Source organism: Vibrio sp. 2033 (assembly GCF_033339735.1).
Genome location: NZ_JAWOVC010000025.1, coordinates 17,094 through 33,147, shown reverse-complemented (window position 1 = coordinate 33,147; position 16,054 = coordinate 17,094). Strand labels below are relative to the sequence as shown.

Genomic DNA, 16,054 nt, shown 5'->3' with positions numbered 1-16,054 from the left:
GAGAGACTCAGATATACTAGCCATATACCTTCCTTGCTAGATAGGCGTGCCTATGTCAGACAATATTCCAAACGATCCTTTTGCAGATCGTGAATCCAAAAATTACGAAAATCCAATTCCAAGCCGAGAGTTTATCATCGAGTTTCTAGAGCAAGCGGGCGTTCCAATGAATCGTAACGACTTGTTTGAGGCACTAAAGCTTGAGGGCGAAGAGCAATACGAAGGGTTGCGTCGTAGGCTACGTGCGATGGAGCGAGATGGCCAACTGGTGTTTACCCGCCGTCAGTGCTATGCATTGCCTGAAAAACTTGAAATGGTGAAAGGTTACGTGATTGGTCATCGTGATGGCCATGGTTGGGTACGTCCAGAAGGCAGCGTCGGCAAGGATGATGATATTCTGTTACCGCACCATCAGATGAAGAACATCATCCACGGTGATTTTGTCTTAGTGCAACCTACAGACAACAGCAAGCGCGGCCGCCGTGAAGGACGTTTGGTGCGTGTGCTAGAGGAGCGTAATGATCAAATCGTCGGTCGTTTCTTCCTTGAATATGGATACTCCTACGTTGTCCCAGATGACTCGCGTATCAGCCAAGATATCCTGATCCCAAATGAGCACAAAGCGGGTGCACGCATGGGTAACGTAGTCGTAATTGAAATTACTGATCGTGGCTCACGCTCACGCGGCATGATGGGTAAAGTGGTTGAAGTCCTTGGTGAAAACATGGCACCAGGTATGGAAACACAAATTGCGATTCGTACACACCAAATCCCTCACGAATGGCCAGAAGCCGTCGATAAACAAATCGAAAACTTAGGCGAAGAAGTACCAGAAGAAGCCAAAGTTGGTCGTGTGGATCTACGTGATTTGCCACTAGTGACCATTGACGGCGAAGACGCACGAGACTTTGATGATGCCGTTTACTGTGAAAAGAACAAAGAAGGTGGTTGGCGTTTATGGGTAGCGATTGCTGACGTCAGTTACTACGTTCGTCCTGACTCTGCGTTGGATAAAGAAGCGATCAATCGTGGTAACTCAGTATATTTCCCTTCGCAAGTTGTGCCAATGTTGCCAGAAGTACTGTCGAACGGTCTATGTTCGCTTAACCCGCAAGTAGATCGCTTGTGTATGGTGTGCGAAATGACCATTTCCGATACAGGTAAGCTGTCTGGTTACAAGCATTACGAGGCGGTGATGAACTCGCACGCTCGTCTCACATATAGCAAAGTGAGCGCGATTCTAGAAGGGGATGAAGAACTACGTGAGCGCTACCAGCCGCTTGTTTCTCATCTAGAAGAGTTGCACAAGATGTACAAAGTGCTGAAAGAAGCACGAGATCAACGCGGTGCAATCGAATTTGAAACCGTTGAAACCAAATTTATTTTCAATGCGGAACGTAAAATCGAAAGCATTGAGCCAGTAATTCGTAATGACGCGCATAAGATCATCGAAGAATGTATGATTTTAGCCAACATTGCTTCGGCATCGCTGGTAGAAAAAGCGAAAGAGCCCGCGCTTTATCGTATCCACGAATCTCCAGGTGAATTACGCCTGCAAGGTTTCCGTGACTTCTTAAGTGAACTTGGTCTTGAGCTAAAAGGTGGTTTAGAGCCTTCACCAACGGACTATGCTGATCTCGCACGTCAAATCTCCGGGCGTCAAGATCAAGAGTTGATTCAGACCATGCTGCTACGCTCAATGAAGCAAGCGGTATACAACGCAGATAACGCGGGGCACTTTGGGTTGGCATTGAAACGCTATGCACACTTTACGTCGCCAATTCGTCGTTACCCTGACTTGTTACTTCACCGTGCAATCAAGTATCTGATTGCTAAAGAAGAAGGTCGTAATCAAGATCGCTGGACACCAACAGGTGGCTATCATTACTCGTTTGACGACATGGATTTTTACGGCGAACAATGTTCGATGACAGAGCGCCGTGCTGATGATGCAACACGTGATGTTGCGGATTGGCTGAAGTGTGAATATATGCAAGACCACGTCGGTGACGAACTAGACGGTGTTATTGCTAATGTCACTAGCTTTGGCTTCTTTGTACGTTTAACGGATTTGCACATCGATGGTTTGGTACATATTTCTACCCTTGCGAACGACTACTATCAATTTGACCCGATTGGTCAACGACTTATTGGTGAAAGTTTCGGTAACATCTACCGCTTAGGTGATGCAGTAAAAGTAAAAGTACTGGCTGTTAACCTCGATGATAAGCAAATTGACTTTGAATTGGTCGAAACAAGTCGTAAGCTACGCGGCGAAGGTAAGACTGCGAAGAAACGCGCAGCGGAAGCAAAACGCAAAGCGAAAGATAAAAAACGCGCTGCGACTCGCTCTTCATCGAAGGAAGGTGGCGCGGCTCGTGCAGTTCCTGCGATAGAGCCAACTAAACGCCCAGAAGAAACGGGCGTAACGAGTAAGCGTAATGGCCCAAAACGTGGTGACGCCGAAGGCAACGAGAAGCCTAAAGTGAAAAAAGCACGTAAAAAGAAGCCGCACAGTAAGCCGAAGAAAACCAAGCGCACTAAAAAAGAAGCGCAGTAGGTTGAAGCGCCAACTTAGTTCAAACTCGGTTGGCGCAGGCAATACGACCAGAACAACAGGTTAAACAATGAGTAACGAATTTATCTACGGCATTCACGCAGTGAAGGCGGTATTGGAGCGCGAACCAGAGCGTTTTATCGAGGCGTACGTTTTAAAAGGTCGTCAAGATGATCGCCTAATGCCAATCCTAAATGATCTTCAGGTTTGTGGTGTTTCTATTCAGCAGATGACACGTAAAACCTTGGATGACAAAGCGCGCGGTGCAAATCACCAAGGCATCATCGCTCGTGTGAAACCAGCGAAGCAGCTGAATGAGAACGATATTGATGACATCCTTGCAAAGCACGAATCACCACTGCTCTTAGTGTTAGACGGCGTGACCGATCCACACAATCTTGGTGCGTGTTTACGTAACGCAGATGCGGCAGGTGCTGCGGCGATCATCGTACCGAAAGATCGTTCTGCGCCAATGAATGCGACGGTAAGTAAAGTCGCTTGTGGTGCAGCTGAAGTCGTACCATTGATCCGAGTGACTAACTTGGCTCGTACTATGCGTACATTGCAAGAGAAAGGCATCTGGTTTGTTGGTACGGCGGGCGAAGCAACGCACGACATCTACCAAGCCAAACTGACTGGACCTCTTGCTATCGTAATGGGGGCTGAAGGTGACGGTATGCGTCGTCTGACTCGTGAAACCTGCGACGATTTGATTAAGATCCCAATGGCTGGTAGCGTTTCAAGCTTGAACGTATCTGTGGCATCCGGCATCTGTTTGTTTGAGGCAGTTCGTCAGCGTATTGCTGCAAAGTAACGACGAAACAAACAGTTACTGTCGAATCAGACATAATGATAAAAACAAAGGATGGGGTGCCATCCTTTGTCGTTTTCACCGATTTATAAATAAAAATCCTCAGGGAAGTTATGACTCAACAAGACATTAAATTCATCGCCTTCGATCTAGATGGCACTTTGCTTGATAGCGTGCCAGATCTAGCTGTCGCGGCAGACCAAGCAGTACAGGCGCTTGGCTTTCCATCGGTTTCAGAAGAACAAGTTCGTGATTACGTGGGTAACGGCGCAGACGTGCTTATTGGTCGCTCATTAAGCCAAAGCCTGACCATCAACCCAGAGCTGAGTGAAGAGCTTCGTGCTAAAGCGCGTGTATTGTTTGATGATTACTACGAGCAAAGCGGTCACAAGCTAAGTCATCTTTACCCAACGGTAAAAGAGACACTAGCAGAGCTGCACAAAGCGGGCTTTGTTATGGCGTTGGTGACTAACAAACCTTCAAAGTTTGTGCCTGACGTTTTGGAAAAGCACGACATCGCAAAATACTTCGTTGATGTCCTTGGCGGTGATGCATTCCCAGAGAAAAAACCAAACCCAGTAGCATTGAACTGGCTAATGGAAAAGCACCAAATCCAACCAAGTGAAATGCTGATGGTTGGCGACTCGAAAAACGACATTCTCGCAGCAAAGAATGCAGGCTGTGCCTCATTTGGTCTGACATATGGTTACAACCACGGTGAACCTATTTCAGCATCAAATCCAGATTTCGTCGCTGACAGTTTGGCAGAATTATTGGACGTTGTAGCGGTTTCTGCATAACGGCTACAAAAGAGCTTCCAAAATACTCGTTAATGAGTACACTGAGTAAACCGTGCACCTATTACTGCACGGTTTTTTTCATTTAATTAGATTAAGAAGTCAAAGGAATCATTCTAATGAGCAAACCCATTGTATTGAGTGGTGTTCAACCTTCAGGTGAACTAAGTATCGGTAACTACTTGGGTGCTCTACGTCAATGGCAGCAGATGCAAGACGATTATGATTGCCAATATTGTGTGGTAGACCTTCACGCGATTACGGTTCGTCAGGACCCTAAAGCGCTGCATGAAGCAACTCTAGACGCACTGGCAATTTGTCTGGCAGTTGGTGTTGACCCGAAGAAGAGCACGCTATTTGTTCAGTCACATGTACCAGAGCATGCTCAATTAGGTTGGCTTCTTAACTGCTACACTCAAATGGGTGAGCTGAGCCGTATGACTCAGTTTAAAGACAAATCGGCACGTTACGCGAATGACGTAAACGTCGGTCTATTTGACTACCCGGTGTTGATGGCTGCTGACATTTTGCTTTACGGTGCGCACCAAGTACCTGTAGGCAGTGACCAGAAGCAACATCTAGAATTAGCGCGCGATATCGCAACGCGTTTCAACAATATTTACTCGCCAGAGCAGCCAATCTTCCAAGTTCCAGAGCCTTACATTCCGACAGTAAATGCGCGTGTAATGAGCCTTCAAGACGCAACGAAGAAGATGTCTAAATCTGATGACAACCGTAAGAACGTTATCACGCTGCTGGAAGAGCCTAAGTCGATCCTTAAGAAGATCAACAAAGCGCAAACCGATACCGAAACGCCACCAAGTATCCGTCATGATATCGAGAACAAGGCGGGCATTGCTAACCTAATGGGTCTGTACTCTGCGGCGACAGGCATGAGCTTCGAAGAGATTGAAGCGAAGTACCAAGGCGTAGAAATGTATGGCCCATTTAAGAAAGATGTTGGTGAGGCAGTTGTAGCAATGCTTGAGCCAATTCAAGCAGAATATCACCGTATTCGCGCTGATCGTGCTTACATGGACGAGGTAATGCAGCAAGGTGCTGAGAAAGCCTCGGCACGAGCGGCTGAAACGCTTAAGAAAGCATACGAAGCAGTAGGTTTTGTAGCTCGCCCATAGTCGCTAAGAACGAATACGAAAAAGCTCCACTTTGGTGGAGCTTTTTTTATGCCTGTATTACTGAAATGGCGTGTCTTTCATACAGCGTTCCATGTCGTAATATTCAACACGTCCTCGAGCCCCTAGAAAGGCAGACTTCACAACCATGCCTCTATCAATGAAGTAACTAAGCTGTACGCATGATATATCGTAGCTCAGTTCTTTAATTCTCGCTGGAATCCAGTAGGTTCCTGGCGTTCTTAGACGCTGAGTAAAGGTAATAACACCCTCGTCACTGACTTCTAGCTCTTCAATACCATCCAGTTCATTTTTGGCTGATTCGATGATGTCTTGATTCGCGGTAGGTTGAAGTGGCTCACTGGCGGTCAACTGACACCCCGCTATTAAGCTAAGTAGGGAGAGAGCTAGCACACTGCGTTGAATTTTTTTCATTTGTCGTTCCTGGGTTTACAGCTAATGAGATCTTATTGTCTCGCGCAGGTGTTATATCTTTTGTGTATGTTTTTGGCTAGTGAGTAATGAAAAGTTATTGAATAAATCATGAAAACTTTGAAGTATGAGGGGCCTGTAAAAGAGAGAGCGAAGCGAGTAATAGATTCTTGGGCTTGAACAGTGATACAAGTGAAAATTAAAGCATTCTAAATTAGTGACTAATTATATTTTTTATTTGTAACAGGAATGGTTGGGTTAATAAGCAACTCAACAAGTGATGTATTTTCTACTCCTTAACATGAAGTGAAAAAGTAAACTGAGTAATCAATCTAAATTCTGACTTGTTTATCAATAGCGCTCTGTATTTATTACAAAAAATGTTTGAATGGGATGCTCTGGCATATTTTCTTATATTCACATGTGATTCATTTCACGGCTTTAATTACTCATTCTTATTTATTTCATAAATAAACCTGATAGTAGACGCAAATGGCAGGCTCTAACCAGAGCTAAGTTTGCATTTACATAAATATCAGGTATGACAATGGACACGTTAATCAAACCCTCAATACTCGCATTAACCATCGCCAGTGCACTTAGTGCAAACGCGAACGCAGAGATTATTATTTCCCAATACGTAGAAGGCGGCGCTTATAATAAAGCGGTAGAGATCGCTAATACGGGTGATACTGCGGTGACACTCACTGGCTACGAGTTGGCGAAATCATCAAACGGTGGTGGTACTTGGGGCAGCACATTCGACCTTAGCCAAGTGACGATACAAGCTAACCAAGTGTATGTACTGGCGCATGGTGACGCGAGCGATACCATCAAAGCTATCGCCGATATCACAGATAAAAGCGTTGCGAACTTTAACGGTGACGACCCGATCGCACTGCTGAAAGATGGTGAAGTGCACGACATCATCGGTGTGATGGGTGACGTAGATTTTGGTAAAGACACCACATTAGTTCGTAACAGTGATGCACTAACCCCTTCTGCTACTTATGATGCATCTCAGTGGACGGCATTTGAGAAAGACAACATTGACGGCCTTGGTGAGCTAAATGCGACTGAGCCACCAGCACCATTCGCTTGTGAAGTCGACGGTCAGCAACCTAACTTCACTACCATCCAAGATATTCAAGGTGAAGGCGATACGTCTCCATTCATTGATGGTTACCCATACATTACTGACGAAGATCATTTCGTAACGGGTGTCGTGACTGCTGTTACCACTGGCCTAACCAAAGGTTTCTACCTACAAGCATTAGAAAGCGACAACAACGACAAGACCTCAGAAGGCTTGTTCATTCATACTGACGCGGCAGACACGGCGCTGAAAGCTGGTGACGTTGTTTGTGTGAAAGGTAAAGTTCAAGAGTATTACAGCAATACTCAGCTTGCTTCTGATGCTAACAGCTATGTGAAAACAGGCACCTCTGAAACCTCTCGAGTTACCGATCTTGTTATCAAAGAAGGTGAGACACTACGTGATGCGCTTGAGCGTCATGAAGGGATGCAAGTTGAGTTGACCTCGGCAAGTGACTTGTTTGTAACTCGCAACTTCTCTTACGACTACGATTCACGTCGTAACAATATGATGCTCTCTCATGAAGCGCCATTGTTAAAGCCGACTCAATTACACGCGGCAGAGAGCGATGCAGCCGTTGAGCTAGCAAAAGACAACGCAGCAAACCGCGTATACCTAGAATCAGATGGCAAAGCACCAAACGGCCAAATCCCATACTACCCAGATTTTGCTAAAGATGCAGACCAAGATGGCTCTTCAGAGCAGCACATTCGCCTTGGTTCTCGAGTAGAAGGTCTTCAGGGTGTCGTGGCTTACAGCTACAACGAATACCGCCTGATTGCGACCAATGAAGTCGATAACACCAACTTTGTGACTTCAGGTGAAGGCTTCGATGTGGCTCGTAAAGATGCCCCAGCGATTGCGGACTCAGATTTGCGTATTGCAAGCTTCAACGTACTGAACTACTTCAACTCCGTGGCTGACAGTGGCCATGAAAACCCAACCGGACAAAACCGTGGTGCGACTAACCTAGATGAGTTCCTGATCCAACAAGCGAAAATCGTTGCGGCGATGAACAAGATGGACGCTGACATCATTGGTTTGATGGAAGTGGAAAACAACGGCTTTGGTGATGGCAGTGCTATCCAAAACTTAGTTGATGCCCTAAATGCTGAGATTGATGACGCTGAAGATCATTACACGTATGTCGAAATCGAAGAGCAAGACAAATACCAAGACGAATACTTTGGCAGTGATGCGATCATGGTGGCGATTTTATATCGTGCTAACGCAGTAACGCCAAAAGACGCTGCAAAAGTGATCATCACGCCAGAGCAGCACATTGCAGAAAACACAATTACTCGTAAAGAGGGCACAGAAAGTAACCCTGCTTACGATAAGTACCAACGCCACAGTCTACTTCAGACCTTTACGGTGAAAGAGACGGGTGAAGATTTGTCTATTGTCGTAAACCACTTTAAGTCGAAAGGCTCTGAGTGTATTGAAGAGTGGATTGCCGGTGTAGAAGATTCTGAGCCAGCGGATCTGCAAGGCAACTGTAACAACTTCCGCGTTTCTGCTGCGCACGCAGTGGGTGAAGCGTTGAAAGAGGTGAAAGGCGATGTATTGCTCATGGGCGACCTCAATGCTTATGGCATGGAAGACCCACTTCTGACACTGACTGATTACTCGAAAGAGAAATACGGCCGTGACATTTATACTGCTGCTTACACAACCATTGGTGATGGTGAACTTCAAGTAGAGAAGACCAAAATTGAAAAAGGTTACGGTCTGCACAACTTAAACACGTTGCTGCACGGCACTGATACGTTTTCTTACACCTATTCGGGCGAGCTGGGTAATTTGGACCACGCATTGGCAAGCAGCAGCCTAGCGCAAAAAGTGGTAGCAATTGAAGATTGGCACATCAACTCACTAGAGAGTAACTTGTTCGAATACAGCAGCAAGTACACAGGTGATATGCCGAAGTACAAAGATGCGTTCTCTGCCTCTGACCACGATCCAGTGATCATCGCGATTGATTTACCAGATACAGATATCGATCTACCAAGCTCAGGTGAAAACCTAGCAGTGGAAGTTCGTCTACCACCAAACGCAGTTGTCGGTGATATCGTGACGGTAAGCCTAACGGAAGCAACTCAAGCGGCGTCGTCAACGTCTGATACTGATGGTTACGAAGCGAGTGCAACTCTGACACAAACAGACATTGATGCTCGTAGCGTGAGTGTGGAATTCGACAAAGCACCAACGGAAGGTCAGTACGTTCTAGAAGAGAAAGTGACAGATTCTACCGGTAACACGGTTAAGTTCAGTGATTCTCGCGATGTTACGCTAGAGCCGTCGAGCACTAACCCATCAGACGATGATGATGATGGTGGTTCATTTGGCTTTGGCGCGCTATTTGCGCTGCTAGGTCTCGGCTTATTCCGTCGTCGCCGCTAAGCGAATTTACTTCCTGACAAACAGTTCCTAAATAGCTGTAAAGACCAAAGGCCAGCCTATGCTGGCCTTTTTATTCAGCAAAAACTTGCCTTTCTTGCTTGGTATAGCAAAATACCGCCCTTGATTGTCACGAACGTGGCGATTCACTACGTAAGCATTGCCAAAACGGATTGGAGCAACCGACCCTTTATGTTGTTGATCATCGATAACTACGACTCTTTTACCTACAACCTTTACCAATACTTCTGCGAGCTTGGTGCAGACGTAAAGGTGGTGCGTAACGATGAAATCGATATCCAAGGCATTGAGGCGCTCAACCCAACTCATTTGGTGATCTCGCCAGGGCCATGTACGCCGAACGAAGCAGGTATTTCACTGAAAGCGATAGAACACTTCGCTGGTAAGCTTCCAATATTGGGTGTTTGCCTTGGCCATCAAGCGATAGCGCAAGTGTTTGGGGGCGAAGTGGTACGTGCACGACAAGTGATGCACGGTAAGACCTCACCGATTCGTCATAACGGTCGTAGTGTGTTTAAAAATCTGAATAACCCACTCACGGTAACTCGTTATCACTCTCTTGTGGTGAAAAACGGTACTTTACCCGACGTGTTTGAACTGACTGCATGGACAGAGCTGCCTGACGGAAGCATGGATGAAATAATGGGTTACCAACATAAAACCTTGCCAATTGATGCGGTGCAGTTCCACCCAGAATCAATCAAAACTGAGCAAGGTCACGAGTTGCTTGCGAACTTTTTAGCACGCAAAGCGATCTGATCGCGATCACTTTTCTTAACAAATCATTCATCTTTTTGCTGAGGTGAGCGGATTGCAAAACTATGCGGTTCTCTCGAGTCTCTTTGTCTATTCATGTCTTTTTAAACCTTCTATCCCCTGTATTACATAACATTTATAAAAAATCACTTCTCTATTTTACTTTCTTGATGCATAAATAGTCATAAGCAGTGATTAATGGAAGTTACTTTCGAGAACGAAAAGAATAAATCACTATTGAAATGGTTAATTAAATGTAAATACAATGCCGCAATAGCTTAAATGCAAAACATTATTTGCTGGCAAAGAGAGCCGGTTAAATTCGCTTATCTGCTACGCATGCGGTATCAAGAAGGAATGTGCAATGACAACGGAAATTAAAGTAGAGCGCGGTTTATTCGATGAGGTAATGGTACCTTGCTATAACCCGATGGAAATGATCCCTGTTAAAGGTGAAGGTTCACGTGTTTGGGATCAGGAAGGTAATGAATACATCGACTTTGCTGGTGGTATTGCAGTGAGCTGTCTTGGCCATTGTCATCCAGTAATGGTAAACGCACTAACAGAGCAAGCTAACAAGCTTTGGCACTTAAGTAACGTTATGACGAACGAACCAGCCCTTCGTCTGGCGAAAAAGCTAACAGAAGTGAGTTTTGCTGAGCGTGTGTTCTTTGCTAACTCTGGCGCAGAAGCAAACGAAGCCGCTTTGAAGCTGGCACGTCGTTATGCAGCAGACGTTCATGGCACTGAGAAGTCTGAAATCATTGCATTCAAACAAGGTTTCCACGGTCGTACATTCTTTACCGTAACGGTTGGTGGCCAAGCTGCATACTCTGACGGTTTCGGTCCTAAGCCAGGCGACGTGACACACCTTCCTTACAACGATATCGAAGCTTTACAAGCGCACATGTCTGATCGTACTTGTGCGGTCATGATGGAGCCACTACAAGGTGAAGGCGGCATCGTGCCACCAACGCCTGAGTTCGCTCAAGCGGTTCGCGAGCTGTGTGACAAACACAACGCCTTACTGATCTTCGATGAAGTGCAAACTGGTAATGGCCGTACAGGTAACTTCTACGCTTACCAAGGTTTAGGTATCACGCCAGATATTCTAAGTACTGCGAAATCACTTGGTGGCGGTTTCCCAATCGGTGCAATGCTAACGACAGCAAAATTGGCAGAGCACATGAAAGTGGGCACTCACGGTTCTACATATGGCGGTAACCCACTAGCGTGTGCGGTTGCAGAAGCGGTTGTAAATGAAGTTACTAAGCCAGAGGTGTTGGCTGGTGTGCTAGAACGCGAAGCATTGTTCCGTGAAGGTCTAGAGAAGATCAACGCGAAGTACAACATCTTCTCAGAAGTGCGCGGTCAAGGCTTATTACTTGGCGCTGCACTAAATGAAGAATGGCAAGGCCGTGCGCGTGACGTGCTGGTTGCTGCAGGTAAACAAGGTCTCATGGTATTGGTTGCGGGTGCCAATGTCGTACGTTTCACACCATCACTCGTTATCACACAACAAGAAATTGAAGAAGGCTTGGCGAAACTGGATAAAGCGATCGCGACTTTAGTTTAAGCGCGATATCAGTTTAAACGTCAACGCAGACACCCCCGTCAAGGATCTCTGATGGGGGAATTGTTCCTACAATATAGTTAGGATCTTCTTGCATCTGGAGGGAGTATTGATGCTAGTAGTTCGCCCTATCGCGATGTCGGATTACGACGCACTGCACACTTGTGCGGTGGAGTCTGGTCACGGATTTACATCTCTACCGGTTAACGAAGAACTGTTAACCAATCGAATCAAACATTCAGAGTACAGCTTTGGTAAGCCAGATGTGGCAGAACCAGGCGATGAAGGCTACCTGATGGTTGGCTTTGACTCTGAAACGGGTGAGGTTGCGGGTACCACCGGAATCGAAGCATCTATCGGCTGGGATGTCCCATTTTACTCATATCACATTAGTAAAGTCGTGCACTCGTCGCCAAAGCTTGGCGTTAACAACGTCGTTAAACTGCTTACTTTTGGTAATAACTACACGGGTAACAGCGAAATTTGTACCTTGTTCTTGCGTGAGAAATTCCGCCAAGGTCTGAATGGTCGTCTAATGTCGAAGTGTCGTTTCCTAATGATGGCAGAGCACCCAGAGCGCTTCTCTGAAACGATCTTTGCGGAGATGCGTGGCGTTTCAGACGACGAGGGTAATTCACCATTCTGGCAATGGCTTCAAGAGCATTTCTTCTCTATCGATTTCACGCTTGCAGATTACCTGACAGGCATCGGCAAGAAAGGCTTTATCGCCGACTTGATGCCGAAACTGCCTATTTACATCAACCTGCTCAGCCCAGAAGCGCAAGCCGTGATTGGTCAAGTACATGACAACACGCGTCCAGCGCTGAAGCTGCTTGAGCGTGAAGGTTTTACCAACCGAGGCTACGTCGACATCTTCGATGGTGGCCCAACGGTTGAGTGTGATCTGCGTAATATTGAGTCGGTACGTCATTCATTCCGCGCGCAAGTCAAAATCTCTGGACATTCCAGCACACAAGACTTCTTGATGTGTAATTCATCTTTCGAGAACTTCCGTGCGACAGTCACTAAAGCGGCGTATGACGCAGAAACACAAAGCGTAATGATCGCACCAGACGTTGCGGATGCACTTTCGGTTGAAGAAGGGGATTTCGTTCGCCTTCTTCCGCAGTAACAGACGACAGAATTTAAGGATAGAAACAATGACACATTGGATTGCAGGTGAATGGGTACAAGGTCAGGGTGAAGCATTTACGTCTCTGTCGCCGTACAACCAAGAAGTGATCTGGCAAGGCAAAGGTGCAACGGCAGAGCAGGTGAACCAGGCGGTATCTGCAGCGCGTGAAGCGTTTATTGACTGGAAAAAGCGTCCATTTTCAGAGCGTGAGGCAATCGTGTTGGCTTTTGCGGAGAAAGTAAAAGAGAACAGCGAAAAAATCGCCGAAGTGATTGCCAAAGAAACCGGTAAGCCGATTTGGGAAACGCGCACTGAAGCAGCAGCCATGGCAGGTAAAATTGCCATTTCGATTCGCGCTTATCATGACCGCACTGGTGAGGCGAGCCGTGAAGCAGCAGGCAACCAAATCGTATTGCGCCACCGCCCATTGGGCGTGATGGCGGTGTTTGGTCCTTACAACTTCCCAGGCCACCTACCAAATGGTCACATTGTGCCTGCGCTACTGGCTGGTAACACGGTAGTCTTCAAACCGTCTGAGCAAACGCCATGGACGGGTGAATTGGCGATGAAGCTATGGGAAGAAGCCGGTCTGCCGAAAGGCGTGATTAACCTTGTTCAAGGCGCGAAAGAAACTGGTATCGCCCTAGCTGACGCAAAAGGCATTGATGGCGTACTGTTTACGGGTAGCGCGAATACGGGGCATGTATTACACCGTCAATTTGCGGGTCAACCAGGCAAGATGCTCGCACTAGAAATGGGTGGTAATAACCCGATGGTGATCTCTGATAAATATGGTGATTTGGATGCCACGGTTTACACCATCATCCAGTCAGCGTTTATCAGTGCTGGGCAGCGTTGTACGTGTGCTCGTCGTTTGTATGTGCCATTGGGTGAAAAAGGCGATGCGCTTATCACCAAACTCGTTGAAGCGACACGCAATATTCGCGTAGACCAACCATTTGCAGAACCTGCGCCATTTATGGGACCGCAAATTTCGGTCGCGGCAGCCAAGTTTATTCTTGATGCACAAGCTAATCTACAGTCTCTTGGCGGTGAAAGCTTGATTGAAGCGAAAGCAGGAGAGGCGGCGTTTGTTTCTCCTGGTATCATTGATGTAACGAACATTGCTGAGTTACCAGATGAAGAATACTTCGGCCCACTTCTGCAAGTGGTGCGCTACGAAGGATTAGACAAAGCCGTGGCGCTAGCAAACGATACGCGCTTTGGCTTATCTGCTGGTTTGGTTTCAACCGACGACCAAGAATGGGAATACTTCGTTGACCACATTCGTGCAGGAATCGTGAACCGTAACCGCCAGCTTACTGGTGCAAGCGGTGATGCGCCATTTGGTGGTCCGGGGGCGTCGGGTAACTTGCGCCCAAGCGCTTACTACGCAGCAGATTACTGTGCGTACCCAATGGCATCAATGGAAGGTCAAGAAACTGTCTTGCCTGCAACATTGAGTCCAGGTGTAGTGCTATAAGTTTTAATAATAGAGTCGCAACTATGCATTGCGGCTCACCTTGCCGGCGCATCATTTAGGTATGGGTTGTAGTGATCGTTGGCAGAACACGAAAAGTGAGCAAAGACTCGGAAAAGCGTGTTGACTGACTGGCATTTACCGTCACAGGTTGATGGTTGCTCGTTCATTATTCTGGACAACTTTTGTTGTGAACGAGCAGCCAACTTCCGCTTACCTTTAAACTCTACATCTCGTAACAAGGAGTCGTTATGACGCCCGATGTGTTATTTGAATCGCTATGGCAAGATTACATTCAACGTCTTTGCCCTTCGGCGGCTAAAGTGCATCAGCTGCTTCAAGAAGATGAGCCTCTGATTAATGATCATATAGCTTTACGTACCTTCAATATCGCGCCTCTTGGTATTGAAACTCTAGCTAAGCCATTTGTAGCTATCGGTTACAAGGCGTGTGGTGATTACGTTTTCGAAAGCAAAAAGCTGGTTGCTAAGCACTATGAGCACCCAGATCCGAAGCAACCTAAAGTATTTATTAGTGAGCTAAAAGTTGAAGAGTGCTCTCCTGAGCTACAAGAGATTGTGAAAAATTTGATGGCACAAGTCGATGTTGACAAGCTGAACGATAGCGCATTCTTACATGGTGGACGCTTGTGGGATTTAAGCTTTGCTGATTACCAAACGTTGGCTAAAGAAAGTGAGTACGCATCTTGGCTTGCGGCGCATGGTTACGGAGCAAACCACTTCACGGTGAGCGTTAACCAGCTCAATGAATATGAAGAAGTGAAGCAGGTAAACGATCATCTGCGTACCGCTGGGTTTACCATTAATGAAAATGGTGGTGAAGTGAAGGGCACTCCTGAGGTGTTGCTAGAGCAGTCATCGACCATGGCAGATAAAGTAGCGGTTCGTTTTAGCGAAGGCACTGAAATTATCCCTGGCGGGTTTTATGAATTTGCTAAGCGCTATCCGATGGAAAATGGTGATTTGTACCCAGGTTTCGTGGCCGCTTCAGCTGACAAAATCTTTGAAAGTACGAATGGCTAAGTTTTAGGGTTAACCTGTTAAGCTTACTCATTAGTGTTCGCTGCACCCTATCTCATTTGGTCATGAGCAAATAAAAAGCCACCAATGTTGCCATTGGTGGCTTTTATAATTTTGTTCGTGTCACTCTAGTTTGAGATTAACGAGTACCGTAAACCACGATGGTTTTACCGTGAGCAGAGATTAGGTTCTGCTCTTCTAGCATCTTCAAGATACGACCTACTGTCTCACGAGAACAGCCAACAATTTGACCGATTTCTTGACGAGTGATCTTGATTTGCATGCCGTCTGGGTGAGTCATTGCGTCTGGTTGTTTTGCAAGGTTCAGAAGCGTCTGAGCGATACGACCAGTTACGTCTAGGAACGCCAGGTCACCCACTTTTTGGCTAGTTACTTGAAGACGACGAGCCATCTGCGCAGAAAGACGCATTAGGATGTCTGGGTTTACTTGGATAAGCTGACGGAACTTCTTGAAAGAAATTTCAGCAACTTCACAAGGAGATTTAGCACGAACCCAAGCTGTGCGCTCTTGGTCTTCCTCGAATAGACCAAGTTCACCAATAAAGTCTCCTTGGTTTAGGTAAGAAAGGATCATCTCCTTACCTTCTTCGTCTTTGATAAGAACCGCAACAGAACCTTTAACGATGTAGTACAAAGTTTCTGCCTTTTCGCCCGCGTGAATTAGCGTGCTCTTTGAAGGGTACTTATGAATATGACAGTGTGAAAGAAACCACTCTAATGTTGGGTCGGTTTGAGGTTTACCTAGAACCATAATATCTCACTTCCTCTGCAGGGTACGCTTGCGCTATCCATATTTTAGCTA

Annotated in this window: 12 protein-coding genes; 10 read left to right on the top strand and 2 right to left on the bottom strand. The window is 46.4% G+C overall.

All coding sequences use genetic code 11. The features are described 5' to 3' along the window. Nucleotides 1–52: 52 nt before the first annotated feature. From rnr to trpS, 4 genes are all read left to right on the top strand, one after another. Entirely contained in the window at nucleotides 53–2,560 is a 2,508-nt protein-coding gene (gene rnr / locus R7P74_RS21820; RefSeq protein ID WP_262663015.1) for a ribonuclease R, read from the top strand. Nucleotides 2,561–2,627: 67 nt separating this feature from the next. Beyond that, the gene (gene rlmB, locus R7P74_RS21815; protein WP_047103967.1) at nucleotides 2,628–3,371 is read left to right on the top strand and encodes a 23S rRNA (guanosine(2251)-2'-O)-methyltransferase RlmB; all 744 of its coding nucleotides are present in this window, start codon (nucleotides 2,628–2,630) and stop codon (nucleotides 3,369–3,371) included. Between the two features lie 110 nt (nucleotides 3,372–3,481). Further along, nucleotides 3,482–4,168, top strand: coding sequence for a phosphoglycolate phosphatase (locus R7P74_RS21810; RefSeq protein WP_005382834.1), 687 nt, complete (start codon nucleotides 3,482–3,484; stop codon nucleotides 4,166–4,168). 116 nt (nucleotides 4,169–4,284) lie between these two features. Then, complete coding sequence (gene trpS / locus R7P74_RS21805; protein WP_005381398.1) at nucleotides 4,285–5,301, top strand: tryptophan--tRNA ligase; 1,017 nt, start codon at nucleotides 4,285–4,287, stop codon at nucleotides 5,299–5,301. 57 nt (nucleotides 5,302–5,358) lie between these two features. On the opposite strand, the gene R7P74_RS21800 is transcribed toward trpS, so the two are convergent. Further along, nucleotides 5,359–5,733 carry a hypothetical protein gene (locus tag R7P74_RS21800; RefSeq protein WP_042523632.1) on the bottom strand — a complete coding sequence of 125 codons (375 nt, stop codon included), beginning with the start codon at nucleotides 5,731–5,733 and terminating at the stop codon, nucleotides 5,359–5,361. A 544-nt stretch (nucleotides 5,734–6,277) separates the two neighbouring features. Here R7P74_RS21800 and R7P74_RS21795 point away from each other — a divergent pair. The 6 genes from R7P74_RS21795 to R7P74_RS21770 all read left to right on the top strand — a co-directional run bounded on the left by R7P74_RS21795 (nucleotide 6,278) and on the right by R7P74_RS21770 (nucleotide 15,234). Next, nucleotides 6,278–9,229, top strand: a complete 2,952-nt coding sequence (locus R7P74_RS21795; RefSeq protein WP_064377068.1) for an ExeM/NucH family extracellular endonuclease — start codon at nucleotides 6,278–6,280, stop codon at nucleotides 9,227–9,229. Between the two features lie 189 nt (nucleotides 9,230–9,418). Continuing rightward, entirely contained in the window at nucleotides 9,419–10,006 is a 588-nt protein-coding gene (locus tag R7P74_RS21790) for an aminodeoxychorismate/anthranilate synthase component II (RefSeq protein ID WP_053303043.1), read from the top strand. A 361-nt stretch (nucleotides 10,007–10,367) separates the two neighbouring features. Continuing rightward, a complete protein-coding gene (locus R7P74_RS21785; RefSeq protein ID WP_213870402.1) occupies nucleotides 10,368–11,579 on the top strand; it encodes an aspartate aminotransferase family protein in 1,212 nt (403 codons plus the stop codon). Between the two features lie 109 nt (nucleotides 11,580–11,688). Continuing rightward, a complete protein-coding gene (gene astA / locus R7P74_RS21780) occupies nucleotides 11,689–12,708 on the top strand; it encodes an arginine N-succinyltransferase (RefSeq protein ID WP_042523637.1) in 1,020 nt (339 codons plus the stop codon). A 28-nt stretch (nucleotides 12,709–12,736) separates the two neighbouring features. Continuing rightward, nucleotides 12,737–14,194 (top strand): succinylglutamate-semialdehyde dehydrogenase, encoded by a 1,458-nt coding sequence (gene astD / locus R7P74_RS21775; RefSeq protein ID WP_025768787.1) that lies wholly within the window; start codon nucleotides 12,737–12,739, stop codon nucleotides 14,192–14,194. Nucleotides 14,195–14,442: 248 nt separating this feature from the next. Next, entirely contained in the window at nucleotides 14,443–15,234 is a 792-nt protein-coding gene (locus tag R7P74_RS21770) for a DUF1338 domain-containing protein (protein ID WP_136977021.1), read from the top strand. A 136-nt stretch (nucleotides 15,235–15,370) separates the two neighbouring features. On the opposite strand, the gene crp is transcribed toward R7P74_RS21770, so the two are convergent. Further along, entirely contained in the window at nucleotides 15,371–16,003 is a 633-nt protein-coding gene (gene crp / locus R7P74_RS21765; protein ID WP_005381432.1) for a cAMP-activated global transcriptional regulator CRP, read from the bottom strand. Nucleotides 16,004–16,054: the final 51 nt, after the last annotated feature.

Coding starts and splice junctions, on each gene's coding strand:
- R7P74_RS21790 (WP_053303043.1), top strand. CDS start 9,419: ATGTTGTTGATCATCGATAACTACGACTCTTTTACCTACAACCTTTAC.
- rnr (WP_262663015.1), top strand. CDS start 53: ATGTCAGACAATATTCCAAACGATCCTTTTGCAGATCGTGAATCCAAA.
- trpS (WP_005381398.1), top strand. CDS start 4,285: ATGAGCAAACCCATTGTATTGAGTGGTGTTCAACCTTCAGGTGAACTA.
- R7P74_RS21795 (WP_064377068.1), top strand. CDS start 6,278: ATGGACACGTTAATCAAACCCTCAATACTCGCATTAACCATCGCCAGT.
- astA (WP_042523637.1), top strand. CDS start 11,689: ATGCTAGTAGTTCGCCCTATCGCGATGTCGGATTACGACGCACTGCAC.
- rlmB (WP_047103967.1), top strand. CDS start 2,628: ATGAGTAACGAATTTATCTACGGCATTCACGCAGTGAAGGCGGTATTG.
- astD (WP_025768787.1), top strand. CDS start 12,737: ATGACACATTGGATTGCAGGTGAATGGGTACAAGGTCAGGGTGAAGCA.
- R7P74_RS21785 (WP_213870402.1), top strand. CDS start 10,368: ATGACAACGGAAATTAAAGTAGAGCGCGGTTTATTCGATGAGGTAATG.
- R7P74_RS21810 (WP_005382834.1), top strand. CDS start 3,482: ATGACTCAACAAGACATTAAATTCATCGCCTTCGATCTAGATGGCACT.
- R7P74_RS21770 (WP_136977021.1), top strand. CDS start 14,443: ATGACGCCCGATGTGTTATTTGAATCGCTATGGCAAGATTACATTCAA.
- R7P74_RS21800 (WP_042523632.1), bottom strand. CDS start 5,733: ATGAAAAAAATTCAACGCAGTGTGCTAGCTCTCTCCCTACTTAGCTTA.
- crp (WP_005381432.1), bottom strand. CDS start 16,003: ATGGTTCTAGGTAAACCTCAAACCGACCCAACATTAGAGTGGTTTCTT.